Here is a 12,221-nt window from a genome sequence, read left to right as displayed (position 1 = left end):
CTAATTCCAAACCTGGTTAAACCGCGGAGGCCCCCGAGACGATCTCGGTAAGTTCCTGGGTGATGCTGGCCTGACGAGCTTTGTTGTATACCAACTGCAGCTCTTTGATCAGATTTCCGCCGTTGTCGGTTGCGGCTTTCATCGCCACCATACGTGCAGCCTGCTCACTGGCCAGATTTTCCACCACACCCTGATAAACCTGCGATTCGACATAACGACGCAGCAGGGTATCCAGCAGCGCTTTCGGATCGGGTTCGTACAGGTAATCCCAGGTCTTCGCCTTCATCTCTTCTTCACCTTCCGCTGGCGCTAACGGCAGCAGTTGGGTGATGGTCGGAGTCTGAGACATGGTGTTATTGAATTTGTTACTGACGATCATCAGTTTGTCGATGCGGCCTTCATCATAAGCCTGCAACATCACTTTTACCGGGCCAATCAGATCAGACAAGGCAGGTTTATCACCCATTCCGCTGACTTGCGCCACAATGTTGCCACCCACAGCACTGAAGAATGACGCCCCTTTTGAACCGATAATCGACAGATCGCTCTGCACGCCTTTATCGGACCAGGACTTCATATCCGCCAGTAATTTTTTGAACAGGTTAATGTTCAAACCACCACAAAGCCCGCGGTCTGTAGAAACGACCAGGTAGCCGACGCGCTTGACGTCGCGCTGTTCCAGGTAAGGGTGCTTGTATTCCAGATTACCCAACGCAAGGTGACCAATCACTTTGCGCATGGTGTCTGCATACGGACGGCTGGCCGCCATGCGTTCCTGCGTTTTACGCATCTTGGAGGCGGCGACCATTTCCATCGCTTTGGTGATCTTCTGCGTGTTTTTCACGCTTCCAATCTTGCTTCGTATCTCTTTTGCGCCGGCCATTAGCTTCTCCTCAAAGCCTTGCGGCCTGCCTTTTCAGACAAGCCGCCAGACATTACCAGGACTGGGTTGCTTTAAACGTATCGATCAGGCCTTTCAGCTTCGCTTCGATATCGTTGTTAAAGTTACCCGACTGGTTGATTTCAGCCATCAGCTCAGCGTGGTCGCGATCGGCGAAGGCTAGCAGTGCAGCTTCGAAGCTGCCAATTTTTGCCAGTTCAACGTCGTTCAGGTAGCCACGCTCTGCAGCGAACAGAACCAGACCCTGCTGCGCGACAGACATCGGCGCATACTGTTTCTGCTTCAGCAGCTCGGTCACTTTCTGACCGTGGCTCAGCTGTTTGCGGGTAGCATCATCCAGATCAGATGCGAACTGCGAGAACGCCGCCAGTTCACGATACTGTGCCAGCGCGGTACGGATACCACCGGACAGTTTCTTGATGATCTTGGTCTGTGCAGCACCACCTACGCGGGATACCGAAATACCTGGGTTAACGGCCGGACGAATACCGGAGTTAAACAGGTTCGATTCCAGGAAGATCTGACCGTCAGTAATCGAGATTACGTTGGTCGGAACGAACGCAGAAACGTCGCCCGCCTGAGTTTCGATGATCGGCAGCGCGGTCAGTGAACCGGTTTTACCTGTCACCGCGCCATTGGTGAAACGCTCAACATATTCAGCGCTTACGCGTGATGCACGTTCCAGCAGACGGGAGTGGAGATAGAACACGTCGCCAGGGAACGCTTCACGGCCTGGTGGACGGCGCAGCAGAAGAGAAATTTGACGGTAAGCGATAGCCTGTTTGGAGAGGTCATCGTATACGATCAGCGCGTCTTCACCACGGTCACGGAAGTATTCGCCCATCGCACAACCTGCGTACGGAGAGAGATACTGCAGTGCAGCTGATTCAGAAGCAGACGCCACAACAACGATGGTGTTCTGCAGTGCGCCATGCTCTTCCAGCTTACGAACCACGTTAGAGATGGTTGAGGCTTTCTGACCAATCGCAACGTAGACACACTTGATGCCTGAGTCGCGCTGGTTGATGATCGCATCGATCGCCATCGCGGTTTTACCGGTCTGACGGTCACCGATGATCAGCTCACGCTGGCCACGGCCGATTGGAATCATCGCATCGACCGACTTATAACCGGTCTGAACCGGCTGGTCGACTGACTGACGGTCGATAACGCCAGGCGCAATCACTTCAACCGGTGAGAAACCGTCGTTGTCGATTGCGCCTTTACCGTCGATAGGAGCACCCAGGGTGTTCACGACGCGGCCCAGCAGGCCACGGCCTACCGGTACTTCAAGAATACGGCCAGTACACTTAACCTTCATGCCTTCGGCGAGGTCAGCGTAAGGACCCATCACCACTGCACCAACCGAGTCACGCTCGAGGTTCAGGGCGATAGCGTAACGGTTACCCGGCAGGGCAATCATCTCACCCTGCATGACATCGGCCAGGCCGTGTACGCGGATGATACCGTCACTTACAGAAACAATCGTACCTTCGTTGTGAGCTTCGCTCACGACATTGAACTGAGCAATGCGCTGCTTGATCAGTTCGCTGATTTCGGTGGAATTCAGTTGCATATGCTCCAGTCCCCTTAAGACTGCAAGACGTCAGCCAGACGGTCAAGACGGCCGCGTACGCTGCCATCAATAACCAGATCACCCGAACGGATGATCACGCCTGCCATCACAGACTTATCAATTTTGCAATTCAGCTTAACTTTGCGTGACAGACGTTTTTCCATCGCGGCGCTGATTTTATTCAGCTGGTCGTCACTCAGCGTACTGGCGGAGATAACATCAACTTCAGCGGTGGCTTCATGAGCGTCACGCAGTTCGATGTATTGGGCCAGTACAGCCGGAAGCGCTGTCAAACGTCCGTTTTCCGCCATCACCTTAATCAGGTTCTGCGCGGGTTCATCCAGTTGATCACCACAGACTGCGTTAAACGACGCTGCCAGCGCTTCAGGTGCTAATGCACCGGAGAGAAGATCAGCCATCTGTTCATTGCGAGCCACTTCTGCGGCAAACGCCAGCATCTGTTGCCAGCGTTCAATACTTTGATGCTCAACAGCAAAGTCAAAAGCTGCTTTGGCGTAGGGGCGAGCTACAGTAATCAGATCAGACATCAGCCCCTCCCTCCTTACAGTTCAGCGACCAGTTTATCAACGATGTCGCTGTTAGCAGCTTCATCCACGGAGCGTTCGATGATCTTCTCGGCACCAGCCATAGCCAGCAACGCAACCTGCTTACGCAGTTCTTCACGCGCACGTTTGCGTTCGGCGTCAATTTCAGCCTGCGCTTGTGTCACGATGCGATTACGTTCGTTTTCAGCTTCGGTTTTCGCTTCGTCCAGAATCTGCGCGCGACGCTTGTTCGCTTGCTCGATAATGACCTGAGCGTCTTCTTTGGCTTTTTTCAGCTGGTCGGTCGCATTAGCCTGCGCGAGATCCAAGTCTTTCTTGGCACGTTCAGCAGAAGCAAGGCCTTCAGCAATTTCTTTCTGGCGCTTTTCGATAGCAGCCATGAGCGGCGGCCATACGTACTTCATGCAGAACGCGACAAACAGGATGAACGCGATAGCCTGGCCGAGGATTGTTGCATTAATGTTCACAGCACAATGCCTCTAGATTGAGTATTTAACTTTTCTGCCGTTATCGTTGTGATAAGCGGCAGAATCCGTTCACCCCTGCACATTGTGCGCTGAGTGAACACAGGGCTTTAGGCGACAGCAAACATCACGTACAGACCCAGACCAACAGCGATCATCGGGATTGCATCCACCAGACCCATTACAACAAAGAACTGCGTACGCAGCAGAGGAATCAGGTCAGGCTGACGAGCAGCGCCTTCCAGGAATTTTCCTCCGAGGATGCCGATACCGATCGCAGCACCGATTGCCGCCAGGCCCATCATCACAGCGGCAGCCATGTACAGCAGATCCATATTCAGGTTTTCCATGACAGTCTCCAGTTTGTTTCAGTTAAATGCTCCCTTCATCTTCCGGGCTTCAGCGGCGTGCGCTGCAACCCGGAATCAAGAGGGAAAGTAGTGTTGAGAAAAAAATCAATGCTCTTCAGATGCCATCGACAGATAGACAATCGTGAGGACCATGAAAATGAAAGCCTGTAGCGAAATGATCAGGATGTGGAAAATGGCCCACGGCACATTCAGCACCCACTGCGACCACCACGGCAACAGACCGGCAATAAGGATAAAGATCAGTTCACCCGCATACATGTTACCGAACAGTCGTAAACCCAGTGACACAGGCTTAGACAGAAGGCTTACACCTTCCAGAATCAGGTTGATCGGGATGAAGATCGGGTGGTTAAAAGGCTGCAGCGTCAGCTCTTTCGTGAAGCCGCCAATGCCTTTCATTTTGATGCTGTAGAACAGAATCAAAATAAATACGCCCAACGCCATAGATAGCGTGATGTTCACGTCTGCAGACGGTACGACGCGCAGCGCCGGTAACCCCAATACGTGCTCACCAATATATGGCAGCAGATCGATTGGCAGCAGATCCATGAAGTTCATCAGGAAGACCCAGACAAAAATTGTCAGAGCCAGCGGGGCGATAAGTTTGCTCTTACCGTGATACATGTCGCGCACGTTACTATCAACGAAGCCGACAACCAGTTCGATAGCCGCCTGCATTTTCCCTGGCACACCGCTGGTAGCAGACTTCGCTACGCTACGGAACAACACCAGGAAGATAACTCCCAGCACCAGAGAGAAAAACATGGAATCGATATTTAATACCCAGAACGTCGCGGGAGCGTCGTGCGGATTCACTAACTCGAAGGTACGCAGGTCCAACTGAAGATGAGTCAGGTGGTGACCAATGTACTCTTGCGGAGTAGAGATTTCTCCTGCAGCCATGATGCCTCTTACCCTTTGTTGTTAATTACCGCCGGTGCCAGCATGTGAACCACCAGCACCGATAACCAGGTTATTCCGACCGGCCAGAAGACCGCCCCGAACAGACCCAACGCCACAATGAGCAAAATGATGGTCGCAAACACTTTAGCAATTTCACCTAAAGCGAAGCTCCACGCGACTCGCCCCGAAGCGGGGGATTGCCCCTGCAGGCGCCAGGCTAAAAACAAAAACAATACGTTTGGCAGCCAGGCTGCCGCTCCGCCAGCAAGAGCAGAGACACCCCACGTGACATCTTTAACAGCAAAGAGTGCGCCGATGATGACTATCGTCACCAGCTGAATCATCAGCACCGTTCGGGCGAATTTCACACTGTAAAGAGACACTGACATGACGCTGATACTCTCCTGCCCCATCAGGGGTATGTCGCGTGTCGTATAAGACTGCCTTTGCGCAGTTGAGTCAAGCAGCAAAAGCCGTGCAAATTATACGGGCCGCACCTGCGATTTCAATCGGTAAGTAGCGAAAAGGTGAACAATTATTTAAATTTCTTTCCGGAGGGCTATTTTTCCAAAGATTACCCTACAGAGATTCACCCAAATCTGACTGAAAATTCACTCGCATCTTGCTTTTAAAGCGTGCTTTAGATCACATAATAAGCACTCACACGACATTGAGTTTTATCTGCGTCCTATTTAAGAATAATCCACAAAGAAGATTAACCCTTTAAAATCAATATATTGAAATTACATAAATGTGTCCGTAAGACTATTTTCACAGAAAACACGCTATTGACATCGAACTGTGCATGAGAATCGTGAAATTGATATTACGCACGCAAAGTTATTACCACGATATATTTTCCGGCGTGACTACTTTTATTCTGCGACCCGCCTATACAAGTGATATTTCTGATAACTGAATGTGAATTAAACGTTAAATGTAACAGAGCTTTTCGGATAATTTCCGTCTCCGTTTTTAACCCGCACTTAGCCAGGGCTTAATCAAAATCTTTTATTGATAGCGCATCATCTGCACTTTTTTCATCCGTACCCTGATAAAAACCCTGGCAGAGAGGCGTTAAATCTCTGGAAACTGAGGCCTACTGGTGACGAATGATGACCAGATGTCGATCACCTTCCAGCTGAGGCACCTGCAGTTTTATTACTGCATCGCAGACATAGCCGGCCGGTAACTCAGCCATTTCATCGTCCGGACGGACACCTTTGAGCGCATAAAAGCGCCCTTCCCCGCCAGGCAGATGGTGACACCAGTTCACCATGTCGGTCAGCGAGGCGAATGCACGGCTGATGACGCCATCAAAGGGCGGCTCAGCCGGGAACGTCTCAACCCGACTCTGCACCGGAGTAATGTTAGTGAGTCCTAACTCATGCTGAACCTGACGCAGGAAACGCACCCGCTTGCCCAGGCTGTCGAGCAGCGTAAAGTGCGCATCGGGCATCACGATAGCCAGCGGAATACCTGGCAGGCCGGGACCCGTTCCCACATCAATGAAACGCGAACCTTTCAGATGCGGTGCCACCACGATGCTGTCGAGGATATGACGCACCAGCATCTGCTGCGGATCGCGCACGGATGTCAGATTGTAGGCTTTGTTCCACTTATCCAGCAGGCCGACATAGGCAACCAGCTGCTGTTTTTGTTGATCGGAGAGGGAAATACCGGCTGCCTTTAGCAGCGACGTGAGTGTGTTAATCACAGCATAAGTCCATTCAGCGGGGGCAAGTCGCCTCGCCCCGTTTCAGATCAGGCGCTTTTGCGCAGCAGACCCTGTTTTTTCAGATAGATAAGCAGAATTGAGATCGCCGCCGGAGTAATGCCGGAGATGCGCGTTGCCTGACCAATCGACACGGGTTTGTGATCGTTCAGCTTGGCGATCACCTCGTTCGAGAGACCATTCACCTGACGGTAGTCGAGTTCTACCGGCAGCAGCGTATTCTCATTACGCAGCTGGCGATCGATCTCTTCCTGCTGACGCGCGATATACCCTTCATATTTGACCTGAATCTCAACCTGCTCAGCGGCCTGTTCATCAGTCAGTGCCGGACCAAAGGCATCCAGCGTCATCAGCTTCAGATAGGTCAGCTCAGGACGGCGCAGCAAATCTTCACCGCTCGCTTCTTTAGTCAGCGGCGCGCTGAGTACCGTGTTTACTTCGGTCACGTGCTCTGACTTCGGATGAACCCAGATATCGCGCAGGCGCTGACGCTCCTGTTCAATCGCTTCCAGCTTCTGATTGAAACGCGCCCAGCGTGCATCATCCACCAGACCCAGTTCACGGCCGGTTTCGGTCAGCCGCAGGTCGGCATTGTCTTCGCGCAGCATCAGACGGTATTCCGCACGTGAGGTAAACATCCGGTACGGCTCTTTGGTGCCGAGTGTGCAGAGGTCATCTACCAGTACGCCGAGATAAGCCTGATCACGGCGTGGTGCCCAGCCCTCTTTGTCGGCAGACTGACGAGCCGCATTCAGACCGGCCAGCATTCCCTGTGCAGCCGCTTCTTCATAGCCGGTTGTGCCGTTGATCTGTCCGGCAAAGAACAGGCCGTGAATAAATTTACTTTCCAGCGTCGGTTTAAGATCGCGGGGATCGAAGAAGTCATACTCGATGGCATAGCCCGGACGCACAATTTTCGCATTTTCCATGCCCTGCATCGACCGGACGATCTGAATCTGCACGTCAAACGGCAGACTGGTCGAAATCCCGTTCGGGTAGATCTCATTGCTGGTCAGGCCTTCCGGCTCCAGGAAGATTTGATGCGAGTTACGATCGGCGAAGCGCATGACTTTGTCTTCGATCGACGGGCAGTAGCGTGGGCCGATCCCCTCAATGATCCCGGCGTACATCGGGCTGCGATCCAGGTTATTGCGGATCACCTCATGGGTTTTCTCGTTGGTATGGGTGATCCAGCACGGCACCTGCTGCGGATGCTGAGAGGCATTGCCCAAAAACGAGAAGACCGGCATCGGATTATCACCGTGCTGCGGGCTGAGCACTGAAAAATCGATGGTGCGCGCATCGATACGCGGTGGCGTACCGGTCTTGAGGCGGTTTACCCGCAGCGGCAGCGCACGCAGTCGTTTTGCCAGCGGAATGGACGGGGGATCGCCAGCGCGACCGCCACTGTAATTGTCCAGACCGATATGAATTTTGCCGTCAAGGAATGTACCGACGGTGAGCACGACGGTTTTCGCGCGGAACTTAAGTCCCATCTGGGTGACGGCACCCACGACACGATCGTTTTCCACGATAAGATCGTCGACTGCCTGCTGGAAGATCATCAGATTGGGCTGATTCTCCAGAGCCGTACGCACCGCCTGCCGATAAAGCACGCGATCCGCCTGAGCACGGGTGGCCCGTACTGCCGGACCTTTGCTGGCGTTTAGTATCCTGAACTGGATACCTGCCTGGTCAATTGCACTGGCCATCAGACCACCCAGGGCATCCACTTCCTTCACCAAATGTCCTTTGCCAATACCACCAATCGCCGGGTTACAGGACATTTGTCCAAGCGTATCAATGTTATGGGTGAGTAACAGGGTTTGCTGACCCATTCGGGCTGCCGCCATTGCGGCTTCGGTGCCCGCATGACCACCACCTATTACGATGACGTCAAAAGGATCCTGATAAAACATGAAGTGGTACCTCGGTTGATGAACGTGCAGGATCGTCGTCCTGGGGCGTGGATTCTACTCAAATTCCGTCTGGGGTGAAAGCCGCGGGATCGTCCGGTTTTAAAAGAAAGGATCTTAGATCTGTATATGATCTTTCTGTTAGATCTCTTATTAGGATCCCGCCTGTCTGTGGATATGTGCCAGAAGCAGAACAGAAACAACAGGATGGCGAGGATCACTAGCTGTGAGTGATCGGTGATCCTGATCCGTATAAGCTGGGATCAAAAGCCGATGTTATCCACAGCACGAAAATAACTCTTCCGTTATTCTTTGGATAACTACCGGTTATACGCAGTAAAACAGGGTGGTTATCCACAAAATAAACGAGCGGAAAAGGATAAAATCAGCATCTTCCACTGGGGATCATCACTATTTCGCGATCCCCAGCCCCCTTCAGATCGTCTTTTTCCAGCTTTCCAGCCAGGCTTCCGCCGGATCTTCAGGGATCTCATGCTCCAGCACGTCAATCTCCAGACGATCGCCGATCTGCCGGGCTCCCTGAGCAATCAGCTGTGCTTCAATCTGACGGATCGCACCACAGAAGAGATCGTATTCGTGATTGCCGAGGCCAATTGCCCCAAAACGAACCTGAGAGAGATCGGGCTGGCTGTCACGAATGGCTTCGAACAGTGGCAGCAGATTGTCGGGAATATCCCCTGCACCATGCGTTGAACAGACCACCAGCCAGATGCCCTCCTGCGGCACCTCATCCAGCTCCGGGCCGTGCAGCATCTGGGTTGAGAAGCCCGCTTCCTGTAATTTTTCTTCGAGATGTTCAGCCACATACTCTGCGCTACCCAGAGTACTGCCACTGATTAAGGTAATATCGGCCATCTTGCTCTCCCGGACATTAAGGCGAGCATTGTACGCTGTGATCAAGCGGTGATCCACCTGTGGACAACAGGGTTAATAGATCAGAGGAAGCGAACGCAGCCGTTGTCAGCCGCCACATTCGTCAGGGATAAGATTATGCACAAGGCGGGATGGATCAGGGCTTGATGGTACGCATGATCGGGTTTTGCAGCGAGATCAGGGTTTCTGTCGACTGAATTTCATCGATGGTCTGGATCTTATTGATCAGCACCTGTTGCAGGGCGTCGATTGATCGGCACATCACTTTAATAAAGATGCTGTAGTGGCCGGTGGTGTACCAGGCCTCAACCACTTCATCCAGCGCCTCCAGTTTGCTCAGCGCCGCCGGATAGTCTCGTGCGCTTTTGAGGATAATGCCGATAAAACAGCAGACATCAAACCCCAGCTGACGTGGATCGATATCCACCCGGGTGCCCAGGATAATCCCCGCCTGCTTCATCTTTTCCACACGCACATGAATGGTGCCGGGGCTGACATTAAACTGTTTTGCCAGCTCGGCGTAAGCGGTACGCGCATTATCCAGCAGGGCATTCAGAATGCCGCGATCCAGGTTATCGAGCTGCAGATGTTCGGCCATGGCCATCCTCGTTATTGGTCTGCTTTAAGTAAACAAGGGTGAATGTGCAGCAAAATAGCGGTTCAGGCAACTACCGACAGCGACGGACGCCGCTGCCGGTTCTCTTAGCGTTTGCGCCAGACGGTGACCTGCGCCAGCGTGTGCTGGAATTTGCGGGCCGTTTCGCGGATCACAAAGGGTTTATCCTGCGGTTCGTCCACCAGTTCGAAGTCAGCTGCCAGCTGACGTTGCAGCGCCTGCAGTGTCGTCAGCGCCTCACCATTTTCACGCACGCCGCCCAGCCAGTTCTCCTTCGGCGTGAATTCCTCCAGCCAGGTATAAGGCGATGAGAGCAGCAGGATGCCGCCCTGACGCAGCATCGGCGTGACATCCCGCAGGAAGCGCGCGGGTTGACGCAGGCGATCGATCAGGTTGGAGGCGAGCACAAGATCGTAACGACCCGGCTGCGGCTTCAGGTTACAGGCGTCGCCCTGAACAAACTGAATCCGCTGCGCCAGTTCGCTCTCCAGCGCAAAATCTTTCAGGCGAACCTGACGATACTCAACCAGCTCGCCTTCCTGAGGCAGCAGATAGCGGAAGTCTTCGCCGCTGGCCAGTTGCAGCGCTACATCAATGAAGCGGGCCGAGTAGTCCATTCCGGTAACGCGCTCAAAGTGGCGAGCCAGTTCAAAACTGGCGCGTCCGGTGGCACAGCCGATATCCAGGGCTTCGCCGCGGGCTGTGGTGTAGTGCAGCGCCAGCTTCACCAGGCTTTCGGCATAGTTATCCACGCCGAAATAGCGCGGGCCATACTGGAAGTCGAGGTACTGCGACACCATCGCGTCAGATTCATAGGGGTTCAGCGCCATGGTCTCCTGATGGCTGGACACCACGTAGCGGAAACCAGCATGCTGGAAGAAGTGGCGGCGGAACGCATAGCGTGCCGATTTCAGCGCCTCGTTGCCGGTTGAGATCCAGCTGCCCCCTTTGATCAGTGAATGTTTGCCATCGAAGGTCGGGGTAGAGAAATCATCGTAAAGCGGGTGGACTTTGAAGCCTTCAAAGCCATTGGTCGGCGTGGTCGTCCATTGCCAGACGTTACCGACGATATCGAAGAACGCGCCTTGGGCGAAGAGATCGACCGGCGATGAGGAAGCCCAGTACGCCAGGTTAATGTTGCCCGGCGTCGGTTCCCAGTCCGGCTGATCGCCCGCAACCTGCTCGCGCAGCTGAGCCCACTCCGCTTCACACGGGAGCTGAACGCTCATGCCGGTCTGTTCCGCTTTCCAGCGGCAGAAGGCGGCTGCTTCCAGCTGATTGACCTCAGCAGGCCAGTCCCACGGCATCGCCACTTCTTCACACATCAGACGCAGTTTAAGCTGATCGGGCATCGCTGGTGAACCGACCCAGAAAGTGGGCATCTCCGCTCTGGCAAACTGACACCAGCCCCAGCCTTCATCATCCCACCAGCGGGCATCCTGATAACCGCCCGCCTCTACGAACGCCATGAATTCAGCATTGCTGACCAGCATTTTGCTCGCCTGGAACGGCTGCAGCTTAACCTGCTGGCGGCCATATTCATTATCCCAGCCGTAGGTATCGTCGGTTTTACCCAGCGTGACGGTGCCGCCTGGCATTGGCAGCAGGGCATTGGCCGGAACGGTCTGACGCTGGTGGCGCGCCAGCGGACAGATGGGCCATGCGGACTGGGGCTTGACCCACTCAATCGGTAGCTGGCGGATCAGCACGCTGGAGGTTTCCAGATGGATGCGCTCATGCTCGATGCCCATCAGGATCACCCAGGCCGGACTTTCCCAGTTGATCGGCAGGGTGATCGGCATGGTCTGAATAAGATCGCTGACCAGCGCTTTAACGCGCCCACGGTATTTACGGACTTCATCAATGGTGGGCCAGTCATAGTGACTGTCATTGAGATCGTCCCAGCTCATCTCATCCACACCAATCGCCATCATCGCTTCGATACGATCGTCCAGACGCGCATCAATGAGGCGTCCGGCCATTAGCTTATTAATGTAGAAGGTTGCGGTGTGACCAAAATAGAAAATCAGGGGATGGCGCAGCGGAATGGCTTTGGTGAACCAGGCCTGCGGATCCGCCAGACAGGTAAACAGACTCTCATACTGGTCCCAGGTTTGATGAAAATAGGCCAGCAATTCGGCACGTTTTTGTTCTATGTTCTGGCCGGAAAGCATTAACGTCCGCGTCGGTGCAGGCAGATCGCGGTGGGGTTGAGCAAGCGTCACAGGAAGCTCCAGATTGCTGAGTAAGTGAAACGGTAATTCACTATAGCAAAGAAG

General features: G+C 53.6%; 12 protein-coding genes. All 12 read right to left on the bottom strand.

Annotated features, from left to right (window positions below):
* Positions 1–16 precede the first annotated feature (16 nt).
* Positions 17–883 (bottom strand): F0F1 ATP synthase subunit gamma, encoded by an 867-nt coding sequence (gene atpG / locus F3I20_RS19315; protein ID WP_003849534.1) that lies wholly within the window; start codon positions 881–883, stop codon positions 17–19.
* A 52-nt stretch (positions 884–935) separates the two neighbouring features.
* A complete protein-coding gene (gene atpA / locus F3I20_RS19310; RefSeq protein WP_009088205.1) occupies positions 936–2,477 on the bottom strand; it encodes a F0F1 ATP synthase subunit alpha in 1,542 nt (513 codons plus the stop codon).
* Between the two features lie 14 nt (positions 2,478–2,491).
* Entirely contained in the window at positions 2,492–3,025 is a 534-nt protein-coding gene (gene atpH / locus F3I20_RS19305) for a F0F1 ATP synthase subunit delta (protein WP_003849530.1), read from the bottom strand.
* Between the two features lie 14 nt (positions 3,026–3,039).
* Positions 3,040–3,510 (bottom strand): F0F1 ATP synthase subunit B, encoded by a 471-nt coding sequence (gene atpF, locus F3I20_RS19300; RefSeq protein WP_003849528.1) that lies wholly within the window; start codon positions 3,508–3,510, stop codon positions 3,040–3,042.
* A gap of 107 nt (positions 3,511–3,617) precedes the next feature.
* Positions 3,618–3,857, bottom strand: a complete 240-nt coding sequence (gene atpE / locus F3I20_RS19295; protein ID WP_003849523.1) for a F0F1 ATP synthase subunit C — start codon at positions 3,855–3,857, stop codon at positions 3,618–3,620.
* A 105-nt stretch (positions 3,858–3,962) separates the two neighbouring features.
* Positions 3,963–4,781 (bottom strand): F0F1 ATP synthase subunit A, encoded by an 819-nt coding sequence (gene atpB, locus F3I20_RS19290; protein ID WP_150014456.1) that lies wholly within the window; start codon positions 4,779–4,781, stop codon positions 3,963–3,965.
* Positions 4,782–4,789: 8 nt separating this feature from the next.
* Complete coding sequence (gene atpI, locus F3I20_RS19285; RefSeq protein WP_009088196.1) at positions 4,790–5,170, bottom strand: F0F1 ATP synthase subunit I; 381 nt, start codon at positions 5,168–5,170, stop codon at positions 4,790–4,792.
* Between the two features lie 710 nt (positions 5,171–5,880).
* Positions 5,881–6,498: a 16S rRNA (guanine(527)-N(7))-methyltransferase RsmG gene (gene rsmG / locus F3I20_RS19280; protein WP_150014454.1), complete on the bottom strand. Its 618-nt coding sequence runs from the start codon at positions 6,496–6,498 to the stop codon at positions 5,881–5,883.
* Between the two features lie 47 nt (positions 6,499–6,545).
* Complete coding sequence (mnmG, locus tag F3I20_RS19275; protein WP_150014452.1) at positions 6,546–8,435, bottom strand: tRNA uridine-5-carboxymethylaminomethyl(34) synthesis enzyme MnmG; 1,890 nt, start codon at positions 8,433–8,435, stop codon at positions 6,546–6,548.
* Between the two features lie 432 nt (positions 8,436–8,867).
* On the bottom strand, positions 8,868–9,308 hold the full coding sequence (mioC, locus tag F3I20_RS19270; protein WP_150014450.1) for an FMN-binding protein MioC: 441 nt from the start codon (positions 9,306–9,308) through the stop codon (positions 8,868–8,870).
* A 154-nt stretch (positions 9,309–9,462) separates the two neighbouring features.
* Entirely contained in the window at positions 9,463–9,924 is a 462-nt protein-coding gene (gene asnC, locus F3I20_RS19265; protein ID WP_013359557.1) for a transcriptional regulator AsnC, read from the bottom strand.
* 104 nt (positions 9,925–10,028) lie between these two features.
* Positions 10,029–12,167, bottom strand: a complete 2,139-nt coding sequence (gene ovoA / locus F3I20_RS19260) for a 5-histidylcysteine sulfoxide synthase (protein ID WP_150038119.1) — start codon at positions 12,165–12,167, stop codon at positions 10,029–10,031.
* Positions 12,168–12,221 lie beyond the last annotated feature (54 nt).

It is taken from the genome of Candidatus Pantoea gossypiicola, from assembly GCF_008632075.1.
Taxonomy (GTDB): domain Bacteria; phylum Pseudomonadota; class Gammaproteobacteria; order Enterobacterales; family Enterobacteriaceae; genus Pantoea; species Pantoea gossypiicola.
This window is presented reverse-complemented; position numbering and strand designations above follow the sequence as displayed.

Excerpts from the sequence above, each read along its gene's own strand:
- atpG (WP_003849534.1), bottom strand. The coding sequence starts at position 883 with ATGGCCGGCGCAAAAGAGATACGAAGCAAGATTGGAAGCGTGAAAAAC.
- atpA (WP_009088205.1), bottom strand. The coding sequence starts at position 2,477 with ATGCAACTGAATTCCACCGAAATCAGCGAACTGATCAAGCAGCGCATT.
- atpH (WP_003849530.1), bottom strand. The coding sequence starts at position 3,025 with ATGTCTGATCTGATTACTGTAGCTCGCCCCTACGCCAAAGCAGCTTTT.
- atpE (WP_003849523.1), bottom strand. The coding sequence starts at position 3,857 with ATGGAAAACCTGAATATGGATCTGCTGTACATGGCTGCCGCTGTGATG.
- atpB (WP_150014456.1), bottom strand. The coding sequence starts at position 4,781 with ATGGCTGCAGGAGAAATCTCTACTCCGCAAGAGTACATTGGTCACCAC.
- atpI (WP_009088196.1), bottom strand. The coding sequence starts at position 5,170 with ATGTCAGTGTCTCTTTACAGTGTGAAATTCGCCCGAACGGTGCTGATG.
- mnmG (WP_150014452.1), bottom strand. The coding sequence starts at position 8,435 with ATGTTTTATCAGGATCCTTTTGACGTCATCGTAATAGGTGGTGGTCAT.
- mioC (WP_150014450.1), bottom strand. The coding sequence starts at position 9,308 with ATGGCCGATATTACCTTAATCAGTGGCAGTACTCTGGGTAGCGCAGAG.
- asnC (WP_013359557.1), bottom strand. The coding sequence starts at position 9,924 with ATGGCCGAACATCTGCAGCTCGATAACCTGGATCGCGGCATTCTGAAT.